Source organism: Altererythrobacter sp. Root672, from assembly GCF_001427865.1.
Taxonomy (GTDB): Bacteria; Pseudomonadota; Alphaproteobacteria; order Sphingomonadales; family Sphingomonadaceae; genus Croceibacterium_A.
This window is the reverse complement of the sequence record NZ_LMHH01000001.1, coordinates 1,343,446-1,362,935: the sequence shown is the minus strand read 5'-3', so window position 1 is coordinate 1,362,935 and position 19,490 is coordinate 1,343,446. Positions and strand designations below refer to the sequence as shown.

The window sequence follows — 19,490 nt, the reverse complement described above, 5'->3', positions numbered from 1 at the left end:
TCGTTGATTTTGTCCGAAACGCCGCGTGTCGCCCCTTGCTCGCGGAACCCTGACCTGCCAAAGCCGCGCGCGGACCATGCATGGCTTCGCTAATCCTGCCCGCTTCCTGCGGATCGCCCGCTGGCTGACCCCGGCTTTGTTGCTGGCTGGCCTCGTGCTGACTTCCGGTTCGCTAGCCTGGGGCCTGTTCGGCGCTCCGGCCGAGCGGTTGCAGGGCGACACCGTTCGTATCGTCTTCATCCACGTCCCCTCGGCCTGGCTCGGCATGGGCGGTTGGACGGCGATTGCCGTCGCCAGCCTCGTCGAGCTGGTCTGGCGCCACCCGCTGGCGGCGATTGCTGCCCGGGCTACCGCCGTTCCGGGAGCGGTATTCGCGGCGATCTGTCTCGCCAGCGGATCGATCTGGGGTCGCCCCGCCTGGGGTACCTGGTGGGTGTGGGACGGGCGCCTGACGAGCATGCTCGTGCTGCTGTTCCTCTACTTCGGCTACATCGCGCTCGCCCAGGCGTCCGACCGGGAAGGGGCGTCGAGCCGCATCGTGGCGATCTTTGGCCTCGTCGGCGCGGTGAACATTCCGATCATCCACTTCTCGGTGCTGTGGTGGAACTCGCTCCACCAGCCGCCGAGCCTGACCACTGGCGGTTCGGCCATGGCCGCCGAATTTCTCATTCCGCTTGCCGTCGCGACGCTCGGGTTCTCGTTCATCTTCGGCGGGGTAGTGCTCGCGCGGATGCGGGCGATTCTGGCCGACGTCCAGGCAGAAGCGCGGCTGCGTCGGCGCGCGCTGGAGGATTGATGCGCGAAGCACTAGACCATTGGGATTTCGTGATTGCGGCCTATGCCGTCGGAGTGCTGGGCACTCTGGCGCTGGTGGCGTGGAGCTGGCTCTCCATGCGCGCCGCCGAAAGCCGGCGCGATAGGGCTCGTGCCCGATGACCAGCGCGCTCAAGCCCAAGCATCAGCGCCTGGTGCTGATCCTGGTCGCCGTCGCCGCACTGATCGGCGCCGCACTGCTTGCGGCCTGGGCGCTGCGCAACCAAGCGAGCTATTTCTACGTGCCGAGCGACATGGCAGGCAATCCGCCCGCGGCGGGCCAGGCCGTGCGTCTTGGCGGAATGGTCGAGGCCGGGTCGCTCAAGACCATGGCCGATGGCGTGACGATCCATTTCATTGTCGGTGACGGAACTGCACGCATTCCGGTGGTCTTCTCCGGCATCGTGCCCGACTTGTTCGTCGAAGGATCGGGCGTGGTCGCCGAAGGCTCGTTGCGGCCCGACGGCACCTTCAAGGCGGACAACCTGCTCGCCAAGCACGACGAGAACTACATGCCGCGCGAACTCGAGGACATGTCTGCCGCCCAGAAGCGGGAAACGGTCGCGGAAACCCAATGATCGCCGAATTCGGCCTTTCCGCCCTTTGGCTAGCTGCTGCCCTTGCGGGCCTCCAGCTGCTCGCCGGTTTCCTGGGCTTGCGGGAGAGGCGATCGGAGCTGTCTGCGCTGGTTCGTCCGGCCGCGGTCACTCAAGCGCTGTTGTGCGCGCTTTCGTTCGGTGCCTTGCTCCTGCTTTTCGCGCGCACTGACCTGTCGGTCGCGCTGGTCGCGAAGAACTCGCATTCGGACAAGCCGTTCATCTTCAAGCTCGCCGGGGCCTGGGGCAACCACGAAGGCTCGATGCTGCTGTGGGTCACGGTGATGGCGCTGGCCGGCGGTCTGATCGCCTTCCTTGAGCGCCGCCTGCCGGAGCGGACCATGCTGGCCACGCTCGCCTCGCAGGCGTTTGTCGGGCTCGGCTTCTATGCCTTCCTGCTGGTTTCCTCGAACCCGTTTGAACGGCTCGTGCCGGTGGCGGCCGAAGGGGCAGGGCTCAATCCGCTGCTGCAGGACATCGGTCTCGCGCTGCATCCGCCCACGCTCTACTTCGGCTATGTCGGCCTCTCGATCGCCTTCAGCTTCGCGGTCGGCGCGCTGCTGACAAGGCAGGTCACGCCTGATTTCGCCAAGGTCATGCGGCCCTGGGTGCTCGGCGCGTGGATCTTCCTCACGCTCGGCATCACCGCGGGCAGCTACTGGGCTTACTATGAGCTCGGTTGGGGCGGCTGGTGGTTCTGGGACCCGGTCGAGAACGCCTCGCTTATGCCGTGGCTGGCGGCGACTGCTCTGCTCCATTCGGTAAGCGTGCTGGCCTCCCGCGATGCGTTGAGGGCCTGGACAATCATGCTTGGCGTGGTGGCCTTCTCGATGAGCATGATCGGCACGTTCCTCGTGCGTTCGGGCATTCTCACTAGCGTCCATGCCTTCGCCGTAGACCCCGAGCGCGGCACGTTCATCCTAGTCCTGCTCGCAATCTACATTGGTGGCGCACTGGCGCTGTTTGCTTTTAGGGCCGGCACGATTGCCGAAGGCGAGCGCTTCTCGGTGCTGAGCCGCGAGGGCGCCCTGGTGGTGAACAACGTGGCGCTCTCGGCGATCCTGGGCATCGTGCTGTTGGGCACGCTCTATCCGCTGCTGACCGAGGCGTTCGATGTGCGGGTCTCGGTCGGGCCGCCGTACTTCAATCCGGTGGGTGCGATCTTCTTCCTGCCGATGCTGGTCGTGCTGGCGGTTGGGCCCTTGCTGCGTTGGCGGCGGGACAGCTTTGCCCGCATTCGCCTGCCGGTGATCGCGATCGGAGTAGTGGGCTTTGCCGTGCTTCTCGCCGGATGGCTGATTGCCGGGATCGCGCTCATGCCTTTGCTGGGCATGACGCTTGCGGCCGCAGTGGCCGTCGGCAGTGTCCTCCCGTTGCGCGGCCGTTCGCTGCGCCGGTTGCCGCTGCCGGTCTGGGGCATGGTGGTTGCGCACTTCGGGATCGCGGTCGCGCTGTTCGGCATGGCGGCGGATACGGCCTTTACCAAGGAAAAGCTGGTCGCCGCGAAAGTGGGCGAAACGGCGCAAGTGGGCCCTTGGTCTGTCAAGCTGGCCTCAGTCGATCCTGTCGCCGGACCCAACTGGACCGCGCTCGAGGCGCGCTTGTTGGCAAGCTATAACGGCGGGGCCGAGCATGAACTCAAGCCCCAGGCACGCAGCTTCTGGACTCCGCCGCAGCAGACCAGCGAGTCCGCGCTGCACACTCGCTGGAACGGCCAGCTCTACGCCGTGATCGGCGGAGAGGCCGAAGGCGGGCGCTGGCAGATACGCCTGTGGTGGAAGCCGTTCGTGACATGGATCTGGTACGGCGGCGTGCTGATCGCGCTGGGCGGTTCGCTGGCCTTGGTCGGCCGTCTCTCGGGCGATCTCCTGCGCCGTTCGGCGCAGGCGCAGATCGCTGCTCGTCGATCGACGGAGGCGGTGCCTGAGCTTGAACCGGCCGAGGTGACCGTGTGACCTGGCTACGTTGGGTCCTATTGGCGCTGGTCGCCGGTCTGTTCGGGCTGTTTGCCTGGCAGCTTTCGCAGCCGAAGGACGAGTTCGTCCACAGCGCGATGATCGGAGAACCGATTCCGGCGTTCGAACTGCCAGCCGCGGTTGCCGACCGGCCGGGCCTGTCCAGCGTCAACCTGGCTGACGGACAGCCCAAGCTGCTCAACATCTTCGCCAGCTGGTGCGTCCCCTGCAGGGCCGAAGCACCGCAGTTGGCGCAACTGGAGGCAAGCGGCGCAAACATCGTCGCCGTCGCCATCCGCGACCGTCCCGAAGACGTCGCCGCATTCCTTGAGGCCTACGGCAACCCGTTCAGCCGCATCGGCAAGGATGACATCAGCGCCGTCCAGCTGTCGATTGGTTCTTCGGGCGTCCCCGAAACCTTCGTCATCGATGGCCAGGGCGTGATCCGCTACCAGCACATCGGCGACATCCGCGATAACGACATCCCCAAGCTGCTCGAAGAGCTGCGGAAGGCGGGCGCATGAACGCGCGCCTGATCCTTGCAGCGATGTTGCTGGCCCTTGCCGCTCCCGTCGCCGCGCAGGACTCGCTCCCGCCGGCGCCCTACGCCTACCGTCAGCTCGACGACCCGGAGCTAGAGGCCAAGGCTCAGGCGCTGATGGAGACGCTCCGCTGTCTCAAGTGCCAGAGCCAGTCGATCGCCGACAGCGACGCGCCGATGGCCGGCGACATGCGCCACCAGGTCCGCACCCGCATTGCCGCGGGCGAGGAGCCGGAGCACGTGCGCGCCTGGCTGATCGAGCGCTACGGCGATTACGTTAGCTACAAGCCTGAGATCAGCGCCACGACCTGGCCGCTGTTCGCAATTCCGTTGGCGCTAATGGCGCTCGCGATACTCATCATCCTGCGCCGGCTGAGGAAAGCAAAATGAGCTGGCTGATCGCCATAGCCGTCGCCCTCGCGGCGTTCGCCCTGGCCGCCTTCGTACTCGGCGTTCCGAGGCAAGGCTGGACATCGTTTGCCGCCGCTCTTGCGCTCGGTCTCGCGGGTTATGCCGTACAGGCCAGCCCCGGCGTTCCCGGCGCCCCTGCCGCGCCGCGCGCCGCAGGAGAGATCGATTCCGGCTTCTCCTACGTCGATGAGCGCAAGGAAATGATCGGATCTTCGGCTCTGTCGGGGAACAAGAAGCTGGTGATCGCCGATGCGCTCGCCCGTCAGGGGCAATTCGCCAACGCCGCTGCGATGTTGCGCGGGGCAGTGCATGACAATCCTCGCGATGCCGAAGCCTGGCTCGCGCTGGGCAATGCGCTGGTCGAACACTCTGGCGGGATCCTGACGGAGCCGTCCTTGGTCGCTTATCGCCGAGCCTCGGAGCTCGATCCCGACGGTGTCGGCCCGGGCTATTTCCTCGGCCTGGCGCTGATCAGGCAGGGCCAGCTGATTGAAGCGCGTGGCGTTTGGCAGGCGACCGTGGAAGGCTCCCCCGAGGATGCGGCAGGTCGCGCGCTGCTCGAGGAACGGCTCGTACGGCTCGATGCTCTGATCGCGCAGTTTTCCGGGCAAGCACCTGTCCCGCAACAGGATTGAGCCCTCTGCACGCATTGCGGCGTCATGATGCCGCTGCTAAGCGCCGCGCTCCGCACGACTGAGTCGCGCAGGGGGCCCTAAATCCCGATGACTGACGTCTCGCATTCCCACCACTCCGACAGTTCCAGAGCAGGGTTGGCCAAGCTGGCCGTGGGCGCCGTAGGCGTCGTCTACGGCGACATCGGCACCAGCCCGCTTTACGCGATGAAGGAGACTTTCGTCGGCCACCATCCCTTGGCGGTCGACCTCGTTCACGTCTACGGTGTGGTCAGCGTGATGTTCTGGTCGCTAATGATCCTGGTGACCGGCAAATACGTGTTCCTGACACTGCGGGCGGACAACAAGGGCGAAGGTGGCAGCCTGGCACTGCTCGCGCTGATCCAGCGCAAGACCGGAAGCGGAGGGCGTTGGAGCAACGGGCTGGTCCTGCTCGGCATTTTCGCCACGGCGCTGTTCCTGGGCGACTGCATGATTACTCCGGCGATCTCGGTGCTGTCGGCGGTCGAGGGCCTAACTGTGGTCCAGAACAACTTTGCGCCCTATGTCTTGCCGGCGGCGTCGGGGATCCTGATTGGGCTGTTCCTGATCCAGAAGCGCGGCACGGAGCGTGTGGGCACATTGTTCGGCCCGGTCATGCTGGTCTATTTCGTTACGCTGGCCGTGCTGGGCGTGTCGAGCATCGTGCTTCGGCCCGAGGTGCTCCAGGCGCTCAATCCCATCTGGATCTACCACTTCTTCGCCACCGACCCGTACCTCGCCTTCCTTGCGCTCGGCTCTGCGGTCCTGGCGCTGACCGGGGCCGAGGCGCTTTATGCCGACATCGGCCATTTCGGGCGCAAGCCGATCCAGGTCGCCTGGATCATTCTGATCTTCCCTGCATTGCTGCTCAACTATCTCGGCCAGGCCTCGCTGCTGCTTCGCAATCCGGCTGCGGCCGAGAACCCGTTCTTCCTGTTGGCCCCCGAAGACCTGCGTTTGCCCCTGGTGCTGTTGGCCACAGCGGCCACGGTCATCGCCAGCCAGGCGGTGATTACCGGCGCCTATTCGGTTATGCAGCAGGCCGTGCAACTGGGCGTGATGCCGCGTCTGCGCATCAGTCATACTTCGGCGAGCGCTCACGGGCAGATCTACATTCCCGCGGTCAACTGGAGCCTGATGCTGCTTGTTATCCTGCTGGTGGTGAGCTTCGGGGAATCGTCCAACCTCGCCGCGGCCTACGGTATCGCCGTGACGGGTACGATGATCTGTACCACGATCATGCTGACGGTGCTGGTACGCCGGGTCTGGAATTGGCCGCTGCCGCTGGTCATCGCGGTGATTTCGGTCTTCTTCCTGCTCGACGGCGCCTATTTCGCCGCGAACCTCACCAAGATCCCGGACGGTGGCTGGTTCCCGCTGCTGGTCGGCGCGATCACTTTCACGATGCTAACCACCTGGGCCAAGGGCCGCCGCCTGATGCGCGAGCGGATGAGCGAGGTGGGCCTTCCGCTCGACATCTTCGCCAAGTCGGCGCGCAATAGCACTGCCAAAGTTCAGGGGACGGCGATCTTCATGAACTCCGGCTCGCACGGAACGCCTTCTGCGCTGCTGCACAACATCAAGCACAACAAGGTGCTGCACGACCGGGTGGTTGTGCTGACGGTGCAGATTGCCGACGTGCCTTACGTCCAGCCTGAAAACCGATACGAAATCCACGACATGCGCGACGGTTTCTATCGCGTGGTGCTGCACTACGGCTTCATGGAAGAGACCGACATTCCGGCCGCGCTCAAGCAGATGGAGATGTGCGGCGGGAAGTTCGAGATGATGCAGACGAGCTTCTTCCTCTCCCGCCAGACGCTGCTTTCCGCAGACAAGCCCGGGATGGCGATCTGGCGCGAGAAGCTGTTCGCGTGGATGATGCGGAATGCGGCGACGCCGATGGAGTTCTTCCGCCTGCCCACGAACCGGGTGGTGGAACTCGGCAGCCAGGTCGAAATCTAGGCTTTAGCGCGCCAGCGCTTTGCCTTCCGTATCGACTGGCGAAAGCTGCTTGAGCTCGGCCAGGCCGTTCGCACTGGCTTCGGCCCAACGCCTGAAGATCTGCTCGAAGTCGTGCCGGTTGGTAACGCGGTTGCGGATCCACGGACCGTTGTCACCCGCGAGGCGGCGCTCGATCGCCCGACCAAGGACGGCTCCGGTCATCGAATCTCGAGCTTCGATGACGATGGTCGCTGCGCCGGCCTCTTGCGAATAGACGCGCGTCCTGCCCGCGGTCGGAGCGTCAGGCGCGGTCACGTCGATGTCGATGGCACCGGTGACCAGTTCCAGGACATCGGGCCCCGGCGTGGTCACGATCGTGTAGCCGGCATCGGTGAAGGCCTGCTTGAATATCGCTTCAAATTCGACGGTCGCCTTGTCCAGGGCGTCGCGCACAAAGGACTCGCTGATCCGCAGGCCCTGGGAGCTGTTGCGTCGCTGGTCGCGGATCCAGTTCGCACGCATGGCCAGGTGCGGCTTGGCGAACATGACTTTCGTATAGGGACGGAAGTCGGCTCCGGGCGCGAGATAGACCATGTCGATCTTGTCGGATTTGACCCGAACCAGATTTTCCCACTGGTTCTCGTTCACCTGGCCCAAGACGGGCGCTGACCCAAGCAATGCGAGCGCCGCGACCGCGGCAATGAGGCTATGCTTCATCGGGTTCATCCTCATCGGGAGTTGATCGAAGTTAGGCCCTGGGAGCACCCCGGAACCATCCGGGAAAACCCCTCAATAGCGGCGGGAATTGTGCCGCACTCTCCGCCGCTCACGCTCGTGAGATGCCATAGAATTCGGCAATACCGCCGAGCAGAAACTCCATGCTGATGCACATGAGCAGGAAGCCGAAGATCCGCGTCATGGCATCGATGCCGTTGTGGCCGAGGAAACGAACCAGTGACCCCGCGCCGCGAAGGACGATGAAGGCGATGACGAAGGTCGCTGCCAGTCCCACGGTCACGCCCGCGAGTATCGGAACCCAATCGTCGACCGGGAAGCTGCGGATCCGCGTTGCTCCCGCGAGAACGACGGAGATCGACCCCGGTCCGGCAAGACTGGGCATGGCAATCGGCGTGAAGGCGATCTCGATGCTCTGGGGTGGTCCCTTGTCCTGACTGGCCACGGGCGCCTTGGGCTTGGGGAAGAGCATGCGATATCCCACCGCCGCAATAATCAGGCCGCCGGCGACGCGGATGCCCGGCACGGAAATTCCAAAGAAGTTGGAGATGCGCGCGCCCAGCAGCAGGAAAACCATCAGGATGGCGAACCCGTAAAGGCAGCCCTTCAACGCCTGCCGACGGATCTGCTCCGGGCTCATTTCCGCGGTCAGCGAAACGAACAGCGGCGCCGTGCTGAACGGATTCACGATCGGGAACATCGCCCCGAAGCAGATCGCCAGCGCTTGCAGAAACAGCTGTATCGCGTTCCTCCCTCATAGAACGGATCACGCGACCAAAGCCGCAGGTCCGGCGGCGGCTTACGGGTTGGCGAGCCGGGCTTTGCTGGTGACCACACGGGCAGTCACGCGGCGGGCTTCGGCATTTGAGGCTGTCGTCGGTGCGGCACCCGTATCGACCTCACCCATCGCCGAAGCGGCGATGACGCGCCCGGGTTGGATGCCGGGGCGCTGCTTGAGGTAGTCGATCACGTTCTGTGCGCGGCGATCGCTCAGCCGCTGGTTGGCCGCGGCGTCTCCCGTGGGATCGGCATAACCGAGAACCGAGATGGCATAACCTTCGATGGACTGCGCCTGAGTCGCGAGGTCATTGAGCGAGCGCTTGCCGGCGGCGTTGATTGCCGAACTACCGCTGGCGAAGTAGACGTTGGTTTCTGCGCGAACGTCGAATTCGCCGGTCTGCGCCAGCGCTTCGCGGGTTTCGGTCTGTCCGGCCCTGATCTGCACTGCGGTGCGATAGTCGCTCTGCTTGAATTCGATCTCGTCAGCCGCGAACGAACTGCCGTTGTTGGTCCCCTGGACCTTGATCGGCAGGCCCGGGAGCAAATCGGATGCCGTCTTGTCTTCCTTACGGACATTCAACGCACCCGCAGTCTGGCGGATACGCGTGTCGGAATCGAGCGTGACTGTCTGCTGGGTGTTGCCGGCCTGAAGCACGACCTGGCCATCGCCGGAGCGGATGATGACGCCTTCCAGCTTGTCATCCTGGGCGAGGGCGGGGGTGGAAGCCAGCAGCGCCACGCTGGCGGCAAGCACGAGTTTTTTGCCGATCATCACCGGTGGTCTCCCTTTAGGCATGCGACGGGAGTGCGAAAAACGGAGTAGCGACCCCCGTCAGAAGCGATGGGTCTAGACCTCTCGCGGCCGTTCGCTGATCGGGGCAAACACTGAATTCGTGCGGGGCGAGTCCCTAATTATCGCCCTTAACGTGTAAAAAGGGGCGCCGCGACCAGTCGCGACGCCCCCGGTAAGTGCAAACTTGCCTAATTAGCCGAGGTTGGCGCTGACCATCGCGTAGAACATAGGCAGCGAGAGGATCACATTGGTCCGGCTGGCGATGAGAGCGACTGGGGCGGCCTTGGCCTTCGCCTCGTCAGTGGCTTCCACCAGGCCGAGGATCTTCTTCTGCGCCGGCCAGATCACGAACCACACGTTGGAGGCCATGATAATCGCCAGCCACATACCGAGGCCGATCAGGTTGATCCCGTCAGCGCCCACGCCCCGGAACAGGAGCGCATCGGCGCCGTAGCCGTTGTGAAACGCGATCGCGAGGCCGGTCAGGACCGTGAACAGCGCACCGTAGCGGAAGAAGAACAGCACCGCCGGAGCGATGTAGCCCGTAACGCCCTTCTTCAGTTCGGCCGGAATCTTCGGCATGGTCGGGACCTGCACGAAGTTCAGGTAGTAGAGCAGGCCGATCCACACGACGCCGAAAAACAGATGCAGCCAGCGCATAACGTCGTCAGCGACGTCGCGCGCGCTTTCGCCGGTCCAGCCGGTAAAACTCGCGATTACCGCAATCGCCAGCACCAGGCCGATGAGCAGCACAAGATGCAGATTGCCGAATAGTTTTGCCATGGAGGTTCCCCCTTCTTCCCAATTGCTGGCGTGGTCTAACGCCAAGCGGCTTGCCGGGGAAGGGCACAACTTGGAGATTAGCCAGTCGGCGGGGGATTGGTCTTCTCGTCTTCCGAACCTTCAGTCGAAAGTCCGTGCTTCAACAGCATGGGAAGCTGGGTGAAGGTGAAGGCGAAGCTCAGGGGCAGAAACACCCACAGTTTCGCGGCGAGCCAAGATTCAAAGCTCAGCGTGTTGGCGAGGACTTCATTGAGCACGGCAAGAATGACGAAGAAGAAGCCCCAATTGCGTGACAGCTTGAGCCAACCTTCGTCATTCAACCCGTCAAACGCTGCCTCGAGCAGGTATTTGAGCAACCCTTTGCCGGCCAGCCAGCCGGCGATAAGCGCCACCGCAAACAGCGTGTAGATGACGGTCGGCTTGCGCTGAATCCACCATTCGTTCCCGGTGTAGATCGTCAATGTGCCGAACCCGACGATCAGGACCGTCGAAAGCCACAGCATTGGCGAAATGCGGCCGAGCCGCCACTTGGAGATGGCCAGCGCTACCAGCGACGCGGCGATGAACGCCCCCGTGCTGCGCACCACGGCAAAGATCTCTCCAGCGATGTCCTCTCCGTCGGGGCGGAAGTAGCGATAAGTGAGGAAGAACACGAGCAGCGGGCCATAGTCGACCGCCACGTTGATCCAGCCGGACTTCGGCTTCTTGGCTTGGACTTCAGACATTACGCCACTCCCGCAATCACGCGCGCGACCAGGTCGGGGTCGAACGGGCGCAAGTCGTCTATTTTCTCGCCTACGCCGATCGCGTGGATCGGCAGGCCGTATTGTTCTGCGGCCGCAACCAGCACGCCACCGCGCGCGGTTCCGTCGAGCTTGGTCATGATTAGCCCCGTCACGCCTGCAACTTCCCGGAACACGTCGATCTGGGCGAGGGCGTTCTGGCCGTTGGTCGCGTCGAGCACCAGCACGACATCGTGCGGCGCTTCGGGATTGAGCCGCCCGAGGACGCGGCGGATCTTGGCCAGCTCGTCCATCAACTCGCGCTTGTTCTGCAGGCGCCCAGCAGTGTCCACGACCAGGGCGTCGATACCGGTATCGGTCGCCTGCTTTACAGCGTCGAACACGATGCTGGCCGGGTCGCCGCCTTCGGGCCCGCGAACGATGTCCACCCCGATCCGATCGGCCCAGACAGCCAATTGCCCAATCGCCGCGGCGCGAAACGTATCGCCTGCGGCGAGCAGGACGCCGTAGTCCTCTTCCTGGAAGAGATGGGCCAGCTTGGCGATCGTCGTGGTCTTGCCGCTGCCGTTCACGCCGATGACCAGGATCACCTGGGGCCGCGGGAAGGCGGTAATTTCGAGCGGCTTGGCCACCGGGCGCAGGATCGCGGCGATCTCTTCGGCCACGGCTTCCTTCAGTTCACGCTCGGTGATCGAGAGACCGAAACGCTTCTCGGCCAGTTTGTTACGGATGCGGGCTGCCGCACTTGGACCGAGATCGGACAGGATCAGCGCGTCCTCGAGCTCGTCGAGCGTGCGGTCGTCGAGTTTCGCGGTGCCGACCACTCCGGTGAGGTTCTCGGTCAGGCGCTCGGAAGTCTTGCGGAAGCCGCCGAACAGGCGCTCGCTCCAGGTGGCCTCGCTCATTGCAGCAGACCCCCGTCGAGAGACTGCGGGCGGATCGAAACGATCCGGCCGCGCTCAATGCCGCCCGGTAGCGCGACGCGTGCGAAGTTCTCGGCGTGACCGGTGCCATCGGCTTCGGCCAACACCGTGAGGTCGCTGCCGATAAGACCAGCGAGCCAGTCATGGCGCACGGCCTCCGCCTCGGACCGCAGTTCGCTGGCGCGCCTGCGGATCGTGGCCTTGTCGACCTGCGGCATTCGCGCCGCCGGCGTATTCGGGCGCGGGGAATAAGGAAATACGTGGCAGTGAACCACCTGAAGCTCCCGAATGATCGAGCGGTTGGCTTGGTGCATGGTTTCGTCTTCGGTCGGAAACCCGGCGATGAGATCGGCCCCAACTGCAAGTTCGGGCCGTTTGGCGCGCAGCTTCTCGACCAGCGTCACGGCATCCGCGCGCGTGTGGCGCCGCTTCATGCGCTTCAGGATCAAGTCGTGGCCGTGCTGCAAGGAGAGATGGATATGCGGCATGATCCGCGGCTCGCTCTCGAACAGCTCGATGAGTTCAAAATCGATCTCCACCCCATCCAGCGATGACAGGCGCAGCCTGGCGAGCTCAGGAAATGCGTCCAGTACGGCACCCACAAGGCTCCCGAGGCGCGGTTGTCCGGGCAGATCGTGGCCCCAACTTGTTACGTCGACCCCGGTCAACACGACCTCCGAGGCCCCGCGCTCCAAGTGTTGCTCGACCTCATGCAACACGCTTCCGACCGGCAGCGACCGGCTAGGACCCCGGCCTTGGGGGATGACGCAGAAGGTGCATGCGTGATCGCAACCGTTCTGGACCGCGATGAAGGCGCGGGTGTGCAGCGAGGGAACGGGCGCAGGATTGCCCGGGATATTCCACACGCGCGGGTCGAGCTTATGCTCGTTGGCGATCAGGCCATCGACTTCGGGCATCGATCCGAGAGACTCGCGTTCGACCTCGGCGGCGCAGCCGGTCACCAGCAGTCGCGCATCGGGATTGGCGCGGCGGGCCTTGCGAATGGCCTGGCGCGTCTGCCGGACCGCTTCGGCCGTCACGGCGCAGCTGTTGACGACCACGACATCGCGTTCGCTCGCTAGAAGCGCCCGGATTGTTTCGCTTTCGGCAAGGTTGAGGCGGCAACCCAGCGAAATGACTTCAGCGGTCACGCAAAGTCGCCCCAGTCGAATGTGCCGCGAAAGCTCTCGGAGGCCGGGCCGGTCATAGTGATGCGGCCGTCTTCGCCCCATTCGATCAAGAGCGATCCGCCCGGCAGATTGACGGTAACCTCTCGGTCGACAAGGCCGCGGCGAATGGCTGCCACCGCCGCCGCGCAGGCACCGGTACCGCAGGCGCGGGTCAGGCCGGCGCCGCGTTCCCACACTCGCAGCCGCAGGCGGTCGCGGCTCTCGACCGTGGCTACGCCGACGTTGACGCGATCGGGAAACAGCGGATCGTTTTCGATGACAGGCCCCAGCCGATCGAGCGCGACGGCGTCGCAGTCGTCGACAAAGAACACCGCGTGCGGATTACCCAGGTTGACCGCGGTCGGCTGTTCGAGCTCTTCCCAGCCGACGGGGAGGGACGCCGTGTCCATCGCGTAAGCCAGAGGGATCGCTTCCCACTCGAAGCGCGGTTCGCCCATGTCGACAGCGGCGCCGCCGTCGCTCGGCTGTACCGCAAGAATTCCGGCAAGTGTCTCTATCCGTGCGGGCGAGCCATGGAGCAGAGCCACGGCGCGCGTCGCATTCCCGCAAGCTTCTACCTCGCTGCCGTCGGCGTTGAAGATGCGCATGCGGAAATCGGCGATGTCGGAGGGCTCGAGAAGGATCATCTGGTCGCAGCCAATGCCGGTGCGACGGTCAGCCACGGCCCGCGCGAGCGAGGCCGTGATGGGAGGCAGCTGATGAACGCGCGTGTCGAGCACGACGAAGTCGTTCCCGAGGCCGTGCATCTTGGTGAACGCTGCGCGCATCGCAGTCACCTAGGAGCCGCGCGGCGTCAGGGCAATGGGCGGATAGGGCCTAACCCGCCTTGCGGTCGGCCGTCGTATCCTCATCCGCGGTCTCGCCGGCCGGCAGGGGCTCGATCGCCGGTTTGCCGTTGACCAGTAAATCGAGCCGGGCGAGCCGTGCGCGGGTGGTCACGGCATCTTCCGGCAGACCGTAGAGATAGCCCTGGCCCTTCAGCTGGCCGAAGCTGCGCAGCTTCTCCAGGATCTCGTGTGATTCGACCCCTTCGGCCGTCATCGGCAACGACAAGTCGCGTCCGAGCGAGACGATAGCTTCGACCAGTTCGTGCCCCATGCCTTCATTCGCCAATTCGCTGACGAAGCTGCGGTCGATCTTGAGGCGGTCGAACGGAAGCGCCCGCAATTGCGAGAGGCTCGAATATCCGGTCCCGAAATCGTCGAGGCTGATGCGGATGCCCTGGTTCTTGAGACTGGTCACCATGGCTCGCACGGCGCCCAGGTTCTCATGCAGGCAGCTTTCGGTGATTTCGACTTCCAGCCGGCTGGGCGGAAATCCGCTCTCGATCAACAGGCGCAGAAGCTTCTGCGCAAACCACGGATCGCGCATCTGCATGGGAGAGACATTGACCGAAAGCGTAAGCTTCTGATGCCACTCCTTGGCATCGTCGAGCGCCTGGCGAATGAGTGACTCAGACAGGGCACCAATCTGGTCGATTTCCTCGGCGATCGGAATGAAGGTGTCCGGGTTGACCAGCCCGAAGAGGGGCGACTGCCACCGCGCGAGCATTTCGAAGCCGACGAGCTCGCCGGTTTCGAGGTCAATCTGTTGTTCGTAGAACGGTACGAACTCGCCGGCCGGAATACCGCGACGGATGCCGGTCTCGAGGTCGTTGCGATGCCGCAGTTCACGTTCCATCGCAGGTTCGAACCAGAAGTAGCGGTTACGGCCGTGTTTCTTGGCGTGATACATCGCCATGTCGGCGTGGTGGATCAGGCCTTCGGCATCAGGTTCGACCGCGTCAAAATGCTCGCCGCTGCTGGCCATGCCGATCGAGACAGCGGCTTCCAGTTGCATTTCGTAGGCATTGATCGGAGCCGATACCGAGGCAATCAGCTGTAGCGCCAACCGGTCGATGTCGCCGCTATCGCGGGAATCATAAGGCAGCGCGCAGACGAACTCGTCGCCGCCGATGCGGGCCAAGATGCCGTCGCTGGGCAGCAACTCCCCGATCCTGCGGGCTATCTCTACCAGGACGGCGTCGCCCATCTTGTGGCCGTTGAGGTCGTTGATCTGCTTGAACTTGTCGAGATCGACCATCAGCAGCGCGACTTCCCGCCGGCTGGCGCGCGAATCTGCGAGAAGCTTGTCGATCGCTGGTCCGCCACTGCGGCGGTTGAGGCTGCCCGTAAGGGGGTCCATCGCGGCGAGCTGGTTGGCTCTTTCTTCGGCTCGGCGGCGTTCGGCCACCTCTTCGTGAAGATCCGAGTAGCGGCGCCACCCGAAGATCAGCAACGCGATGTTCAACAGAACGGTGGCGCTCAAGGCGGAGTCGGGCTGGGGTCCGAAGCCGAGGAAAGAGCGCACGATCTTGTGCATGATCGTGCCACCGGTGCCGACAAACAGAATAATGGCCGCTACCGCCACCCCGAGGGTGACGATATCCCTTTCCGCCTTGGCGGTGCCGGGGAGGCTCGACCTGAATTTGCCGACAGCGTGTTTCACAGAGTCTTGAGATCCCAAACCCTTTCGGCATCAATGGCTGAACTCATTCAAAATTCCGTTAATTACTGCAAACCAAAGTCACAGTGCGGAAAACAGAGGACAATTTTGTGCAACAATATTGGCTGATCAAATCCGAACCCGCTGCCTATAGCTGGGACGATCTGGTCAAAGATGGCGAAACTCTGTGGGATGGCGTCCGCAATCACCGGGCGGCGAACAATCTCAGGTCGATGAAAGTTGGCGACCAAGCCTTTTTCTACCACTCGGTGACCGGCAAGGAGATCGTCGGCATCGTGGAGGTGAGTGTTGCAGGACTGCCGGATCCCAAGGACGAGGCCTGGGCGGCGGTGAAAGTAAAGCCGGTCCGCGCGCTAGAGCGGGCGGTTACCCTGGCTGAGATCAAGGCCGACAAGGATCTCCCCGAGATTGAGCTGGTGCGGCTTTCACGGTTGTCCGTGGCGGAAATCCGACCGGCGGAATGGAACCACGTCATTTCGCTGGCAAAGGCCTGATTTCAGGAACTTAAGCCAGAAGGGGCCGTTCGTTTTCTGTAAGGTGGTGCGCAGTGCACTGCCAACAGGAGAGAACCGATGGGCGAGCTTACGAGCAAAGCTAAGGGCCTGGCCAACGAAGCGATCGGCAAGGCAAAACAGGGTTCCGACGATCCGGCAAAGCGCGCTGAAGGGCGTGCGCAGGAACGCAAGGGCGAGGCCCAGAATCTGAAGGGCAGCGTTCAAGGCGCCCTGGGCGACAAGATCTGAGCCCTGCCGACATGAGCTTGGGGTCGCCCATTCGGGCGGCCCTTTGCTTGTCAGGCCTTGGCGCGCAGTCCGCTGATGGTCGCGCCGCCAGCGCTCAGCTGCTCGACTTCGACCAGACAGTGGATGAGGCGAATGCCCTCGAGGCTGGTTGCCTCGATCAATGCCGCTTCGAACTCTGCGGTTGTCTCCACTCTTCGCGTCCACGCGCCAAAAGCAGCGCCGAGCGCCGCAAAATCGGGATTGGCGAGATCGGTGCCCGAGACGCGGCCTGGATAAGTCCGCTCCTGATGCATGCGGATCGTACCGTACGAGCCGTTGTCGACCACGAGTACCAGCAAGTTGCAGCGGTATTGAGCCGCAGTGGCCAGTTCCTGGGCGTTCATCAGGAAATCGCCGTCTCCCGCAACCGCGAGGACCAGGCGGTCGCGGTGGCGCAAGGCCGCAGCAACCGCCGCCGGTACGCCGTAGCCCATCGCTCCGGCAGTCGGCGCCAGCTGTGAAGGATAGCCCGCGTAGGGCCAGTACCTATGCCACCAGCCCGAAAAGTTGCCCGCGCCGTTGCACACGATCAGATCGGCAGGCAGCTCGCGCCGTGCGATTGCAAGGCAGGCAGCAAGGTCGAGGGGATAGCCGCCATCGCCCGGCGTCGACCAGGTAAGCCATTCGCCATGCGCCTCGGCCCCGGCGTCGAAGGGAATCACGCTCCCTTCCTCCCACAGTGCCGCACTTTCAGCGAATTCATCCACGTCCGCACAGATCGCGAGGTCGGTGCGATAGACGCGGTTCAGTTCGTTCGGATCAGGATGGACATGGATCAGCGTCTGTCCGGGGTGTTCGAGCGTCACCAGCTCGTACCCGTCAGTCGTCGCCTCCCCGAGCCGGGCTCCGACGACGAGAACGACGTCGGCCGCCTTGATGCGCTCTACCAGCTTGGGATTGGGTCCGTAGCCGAGGTTGCCCGCGAAGACCGGTGAAGAGGGGGGGATGGCATCCTGCCGGCGAAACGCCGTGGCGACTGGAATGCCGATCCGCTCAGCAAAATCGGTGAAATACTGCCTGGCCTTCGCGTTCCACCCTGCTCCCCCGATGATGGCGACCGGGGCGGCGGCATCACCGACCAGGTCGAGCATCGTCGCCATCGCGTCCGGACAGGGAGCCTGCGCGGGTCGGCATATGTACGGGCGGGAAGAGCTCTCAAGGCCGCTTTCGTGCAGCATGTCTTCCGGCAGGGCGAGTACCACCGGGCCGGGACGGCCCGAGATCGCGGTGGCGTAAGCCCGCGCGACGTACTCTGGAATACGGGCCGCATCTTCGATTCGGGCGGACCACTTGGCGATTGGGGCGAAAAAGGCAGGAAAATCCACTTCCTGGAACCCTTCGCGATCGCGCATCGACCGGTCGACGTCTCCGATAAACAGAATCATCGGCTGCGAGTCCTGAAACGCCACATGGATGCCAATGCTGGCGTTGGTCGCCCCCGGGCCGCGGGTGACGAAGCAGATTCCTGGACGCCCGGTCATTGCGCCATCGGCACAAGCCATGAAGGCTGCGCCGCCTTCTTGCCGGCAAGTAACCGTTTGAATTTGGCTCGTTTCGCCGAGCGCATCGAGCACCGGAAGGAAGCTTTCCCCGGGCACGTTGAAGATGCGGTCGCAGCCCTGTTCGACCAGGCAATCGACGAGCAGCCTGGCAGCCGTTGAAGTCATGACAGAGGAGTAGCGAGGCCCCGCGTCGGTAGCAACCTCTGTGCAATCCCGGGACATACCCGGATAGGCGGATACCAATAGGTTACTAAATCGTTACGCAGCATGACTATGCGCCGTTCATTGGTCCTGACCGACGAGTCCGCCCGACATCCGTTTCGGGCTTCCCTGCCACCTCAATGGCGGGAATTCCGCCATGAATTCGCCGAGCCTCGCGCTCCCTGGCGAAGTCAGCTGGCGCTGGATGTCCGGGGCTTTGCCCAGACTTACTGCGCCTGTTTCCTGGCGATCACAGCCTTTATCATCTGACCTCGATCTGCTTGGCAACCAGGGCGTGCCGCTCTGCCTGGTAGAGGCGAGCGCCCAGCCAGGCTGAGACCAGGCACATCGCCGCGCTGAGCAACAGTTGCTCGACAATAGCGATGCCTACTGCGCTCAGTCCTGCCGCGATGAGTGAGCCGATCACCATGGCTCCCGAATTGACGATATTGTTCGCCGCGACGGTGCGCGCGGCGCGGGACGGATCGCACTTGGTCGTCAGGAACGCATAGAGCGGGACCACGAACATGCCGCCGGAAACGGCAATCAGCAGCAGCGTGAGCAGAACCATGGGAGCGAGCGGCTGGGACAGAAATTCGCCGACGTTCATCAAGTCGGTGGGCCGCACTTCGGTTTTCCACTCGTGGCAGACGAACCAGAACGCCGCGACGAAGGCCCCCATGAACAGCACCGATATCGGTGCATAGCGGGCCGAGACGTTACCCTTGAGCAGGGCGTTGATGGCGACCGATCCGATCGCCACGCCGATCGAGAACACCACCAGGAACAGGCTGGCGACTTCCTTGCTGGCCATCAGCACGTTCTTGGCAAGCGGCGGGAACTGGATGAACAGCACCGCGCCGATGGTCCAGAAGAAGCTGATGGCGAGGATCGCGTAGAACACTTCGCGTATGTGCATCGTGTCACGCACCAGCTCTACCGAGGCGCGGAAAATGTGGTGATCGATCGGCTGGCCCTTTTCATAGGGCGGGGCCGGTGGAACTTGTAGGCTGGTAATGTAGCCGACGATGGCGGTCAGAACGACTGCCAACGCCGCCCATTCGACGTCGATATATCCGGCGACGATAGTGCCCGCGAGAATCGCAATGTAAGTTCCGGCCTCGACCAGGCCGGTACCGGAAAGCACTTCGTCCTTTTCCAGGTGCTGGGGGAGAATGGCGTACTTGATCGGGCCAAAGAAGGTCGAATGGACGCCCATCGCAAACAGCGCGAGCAACATGAGCGGAATGGCTGCAACTTGTGTCAGCAGGCCCTGCCACGCCATGACCAAGCCTATGGCGCCGACGAGCATGATCCCGATCTCCGCCGCCTTGATCCAGCGAATGATCATCGCCTTGTCGCGCATGTCGGCAAGTTGGCCCGCGAGGGCCGAGAGGATGAAGAACGGCAGGATGAACAGGCCCGAGGCGATCGCGCTGAACTGCGCCTCGGCCTCTTCGGAATTGTAGACGCTGTACACGACGAACAGCACCATCGCGTTCTTGAACAGGTTGTCGTTGAAGGCGTTGAAGAGCTGGGTGGCAAAGAGCGGCAGGAAGCGCCGCTGTTTCAGCAAGTGCGTTGATGTCAGCATGTGCCAGCCCGTTTAGACACCCTGAGCTTAACGACAATCCTATCGG

Annotated in this window: 21 protein-coding genes; 10 read left to right on the top strand and 11 right to left on the bottom strand. The window is 63.6% G+C overall.

All coding sequences use genetic code 11. From position 1 onward, the window contains the following. Positions 1–76: 76 nt before the first annotated feature. From ccmC to ASD76_RS06485, 8 genes are all read left to right on the top strand, one after another. Positions 77–796: a heme ABC transporter permease CcmC gene (gene ccmC / locus ASD76_RS06515; protein ID WP_055920123.1), complete on the top strand. Its 720-nt coding sequence runs from the start codon at positions 77–79 to the stop codon at positions 794–796. Then, positions 796–936 carry a hypothetical protein gene (locus ASD76_RS18530; protein WP_200943050.1) on the top strand — a complete coding sequence of 47 codons (141 nt, stop codon included), beginning with the start codon at positions 796–798 and terminating at the stop codon, positions 934–936. The genes ccmC and ASD76_RS18530 overlap by 1 nt, the downstream gene beginning before the upstream one ends. Then, the gene (gene ccmE, locus ASD76_RS06510; RefSeq protein ID WP_055920120.1) at positions 933–1,391 is read left to right on the top strand and encodes a cytochrome c maturation protein CcmE; all 459 of its coding nucleotides are present in this window, start codon (positions 933–935) and stop codon (positions 1,389–1,391) included. The genes ASD76_RS18530 and ccmE overlap by 4 nt, the downstream gene beginning before the upstream one ends. Further along, positions 1,388–3,364: a heme lyase CcmF/NrfE family subunit gene (locus ASD76_RS06505; RefSeq protein WP_055920117.1), complete on the top strand. Its 1,977-nt coding sequence runs from the start codon at positions 1,388–1,390 to the stop codon at positions 3,362–3,364. Before ccmE ends, ASD76_RS06505 begins: the two co-directional genes overlap by 4 nt. Beyond that, positions 3,361–3,888, top strand: a complete 528-nt coding sequence (locus ASD76_RS06500; RefSeq protein ID WP_055920113.1) for a DsbE family thiol:disulfide interchange protein — start codon at positions 3,361–3,363, stop codon at positions 3,886–3,888. Before ASD76_RS06505 ends, ASD76_RS06500 begins: the two co-directional genes overlap by 4 nt. Then, on the top strand, positions 3,885–4,295 hold the full coding sequence (locus tag ASD76_RS06495; protein WP_055920111.1) for a cytochrome c-type biogenesis protein: 411 nt from the start codon (positions 3,885–3,887) through the stop codon (positions 4,293–4,295). The genes ASD76_RS06500 and ASD76_RS06495 overlap by 4 nt, the downstream gene beginning before the upstream one ends. Further along, the gene (locus ASD76_RS06490) at positions 4,292–4,951 is read left to right on the top strand and encodes a tetratricopeptide repeat protein (protein ID WP_055920108.1); all 660 of its coding nucleotides are present in this window, start codon (positions 4,292–4,294) and stop codon (positions 4,949–4,951) included. Before ASD76_RS06495 ends, ASD76_RS06490 begins: the two co-directional genes overlap by 4 nt. An 87-nt stretch (positions 4,952–5,038) precedes the next feature. Further along, the gene (locus tag ASD76_RS06485; RefSeq protein WP_055920105.1) at positions 5,039–6,934 is read left to right on the top strand and encodes a potassium transporter Kup; all 1,896 of its coding nucleotides are present in this window, start codon (positions 5,039–5,041) and stop codon (positions 6,932–6,934) included. Positions 6,935–6,937: 3 nt separating this feature from the next. Here the strand turns inward: ASD76_RS06485 and ASD76_RS06480 are convergent, their stop codons facing one another. The 9 genes from ASD76_RS06480 to ASD76_RS06440 all read right to left on the bottom strand — a co-directional run bounded on the left by ASD76_RS06480 (position 6,938) and on the right by ASD76_RS06440 (position 15,347). Beyond that, a complete protein-coding gene (locus ASD76_RS06480) occupies positions 6,938–7,630 on the bottom strand; it encodes a DUF3313 family protein (RefSeq protein WP_055923013.1) in 693 nt (230 codons plus the stop codon). 109 nt (positions 7,631–7,739) lie between these two features. Beyond that, on the bottom strand, positions 7,740–8,369 hold the full coding sequence (locus tag ASD76_RS06475; protein WP_268760326.1) for a MarC family NAAT transporter: 630 nt from the start codon (positions 8,367–8,369) through the stop codon (positions 7,740–7,742). 78 nt (positions 8,370–8,447) lie between these two features. Next, positions 8,448–9,200 carry an OmpA family protein gene (locus ASD76_RS06470; RefSeq protein WP_055920099.1) on the bottom strand — a complete coding sequence of 251 codons (753 nt, stop codon included), beginning with the start codon at positions 9,198–9,200 and terminating at the stop codon, positions 8,448–8,450. Positions 9,201–9,413: 213 nt separating this feature from the next. Then, positions 9,414–10,004, bottom strand: a complete 591-nt coding sequence (locus ASD76_RS06465; RefSeq protein WP_055920096.1) for a urate hydroxylase PuuD — start codon at positions 10,002–10,004, stop codon at positions 9,414–9,416. Between the two features lie 77 nt (positions 10,005–10,081). Continuing rightward, positions 10,082–10,729, bottom strand: a complete 648-nt coding sequence (locus tag ASD76_RS06460) for an inner membrane-spanning protein YciB (RefSeq protein WP_055920092.1) — start codon at positions 10,727–10,729, stop codon at positions 10,082–10,084. Further along, positions 10,729–11,652: a signal recognition particle-docking protein FtsY gene (ftsY, locus tag ASD76_RS06455; RefSeq protein ID WP_055920089.1), complete on the bottom strand. Its 924-nt coding sequence runs from the start codon at positions 11,650–11,652 to the stop codon at positions 10,729–10,731. Before ftsY ends, ASD76_RS06460 begins: the two co-directional genes overlap by 1 nt. Beyond that, entirely contained in the window at positions 11,649–12,821 is a 1,173-nt protein-coding gene (locus ASD76_RS06450; protein ID WP_055920087.1) for a MiaB/RimO family radical SAM methylthiotransferase, read from the bottom strand. The genes ftsY and ASD76_RS06450 overlap by 4 nt, the downstream gene beginning before the upstream one ends. Beyond that, positions 12,818–13,627 carry a diaminopimelate epimerase gene (dapF, locus tag ASD76_RS06445; RefSeq protein ID WP_055920084.1) on the bottom strand — a complete coding sequence of 270 codons (810 nt, stop codon included), beginning with the start codon at positions 13,625–13,627 and terminating at the stop codon, positions 12,818–12,820. Before dapF ends, ASD76_RS06450 begins: the two co-directional genes overlap by 4 nt. Before the next feature lie 49 nt (positions 13,628–13,676). Beyond that, entirely contained in the window at positions 13,677–15,347 is a 1,671-nt protein-coding gene (locus ASD76_RS06440; protein ID WP_055920081.1) for a putative bifunctional diguanylate cyclase/phosphodiesterase, read from the bottom strand. Positions 15,348–15,454: 107 nt separating this feature from the next. Between ASD76_RS06440 and ASD76_RS06435 the strand changes: the two genes are divergently transcribed. Continuing rightward, positions 15,455–15,859 carry an EVE domain-containing protein gene (locus ASD76_RS06435; protein WP_055923011.1) on the top strand — a complete coding sequence of 135 codons (405 nt, stop codon included), beginning with the start codon at positions 15,455–15,457 and terminating at the stop codon, positions 15,857–15,859. A 78-nt stretch (positions 15,860–15,937) separates the two neighbouring features. Continuing rightward, complete coding sequence (locus ASD76_RS06430; RefSeq protein ID WP_055920078.1) at positions 15,938–16,108, top strand: CsbD family protein; 171 nt, start codon at positions 15,938–15,940, stop codon at positions 16,106–16,108. A gap of 50 nt (positions 16,109–16,158) precedes the next feature. Here the strand turns inward: ASD76_RS06430 and ASD76_RS06425 are convergent, their stop codons facing one another. Continuing rightward, positions 16,159–17,814: a thiamine pyrophosphate-binding protein gene (locus ASD76_RS06425; RefSeq protein WP_055920074.1), complete on the bottom strand. Its 1,656-nt coding sequence runs from the start codon at positions 17,812–17,814 to the stop codon at positions 16,159–16,161. Between the two features lie 298 nt (positions 17,815–18,112). Next, on the bottom strand, positions 18,113–19,444 hold the full coding sequence (locus tag ASD76_RS06420; protein ID WP_055920070.1) for an MFS transporter: 1,332 nt from the start codon (positions 19,442–19,444) through the stop codon (positions 18,113–18,115). Positions 19,445–19,490: the final 46 nt, after the last annotated feature.

Coding starts and splice junctions, on each gene's coding strand:
- ASD76_RS06480 (WP_055923013.1), bottom strand. CDS start 7,630: ATGAAGCATAGCCTCATTGCCGCGGTCGCGGCGCTCGCATTGCTTGGG.
- ftsY (WP_055920089.1), bottom strand. CDS start 11,652: ATGAGCGAGGCCACCTGGAGCGAGCGCCTGTTCGGCGGCTTCCGCAAG.
- ccmE (WP_055920120.1), top strand. CDS start 933: ATGACCAGCGCGCTCAAGCCCAAGCATCAGCGCCTGGTGCTGATCCTG.
- ASD76_RS06465 (WP_055920096.1), bottom strand. CDS start 10,004: ATGGCAAAACTATTCGGCAATCTGCATCTTGTGCTGCTCATCGGCCTG.
- ASD76_RS06430 (WP_055920078.1), top strand. CDS start 15,938: ATGGGCGAGCTTACGAGCAAAGCTAAGGGCCTGGCCAACGAAGCGATC.
- dapF (WP_055920084.1), bottom strand. CDS start 13,627: ATGCGCGCAGCGTTCACCAAGATGCACGGCCTCGGGAACGACTTCGTC.
- ASD76_RS18530 (WP_200943050.1), top strand. CDS start 796: ATGCGCGAAGCACTAGACCATTGGGATTTCGTGATTGCGGCCTATGCC.
- ASD76_RS06505 (WP_055920117.1), top strand. CDS start 1,388: ATGATCGCCGAATTCGGCCTTTCCGCCCTTTGGCTAGCTGCTGCCCTT.
- ASD76_RS06460 (WP_055920092.1), bottom strand. CDS start 10,729: ATGTCTGAAGTCCAAGCCAAGAAGCCGAAGTCCGGCTGGATCAACGTG.
- ASD76_RS06420 (WP_055920070.1), bottom strand. CDS start 19,444: ATGCTGACATCAACGCACTTGCTGAAACAGCGGCGCTTCCTGCCGCTC.
- ASD76_RS06425 (WP_055920074.1), bottom strand. CDS start 17,814: ATGACTTCAACGGCTGCCAGGCTGCTCGTCGATTGCCTGGTCGAACAG.
- ASD76_RS06490 (WP_055920108.1), top strand. CDS start 4,292: ATGAGCTGGCTGATCGCCATAGCCGTCGCCCTCGCGGCGTTCGCCCTG.
- ASD76_RS06495 (WP_055920111.1), top strand. CDS start 3,885: ATGAACGCGCGCCTGATCCTTGCAGCGATGTTGCTGGCCCTTGCCGCT.
- ccmC (WP_055920123.1), top strand. CDS start 77: ATGCATGGCTTCGCTAATCCTGCCCGCTTCCTGCGGATCGCCCGCTGG.
- ASD76_RS06470 (WP_055920099.1), bottom strand. CDS start 9,200: ATGATCGGCAAAAAACTCGTGCTTGCCGCCAGCGTGGCGCTGCTGGCT.
- ASD76_RS06485 (WP_055920105.1), top strand. CDS start 5,039: ATGACTGACGTCTCGCATTCCCACCACTCCGACAGTTCCAGAGCAGGG.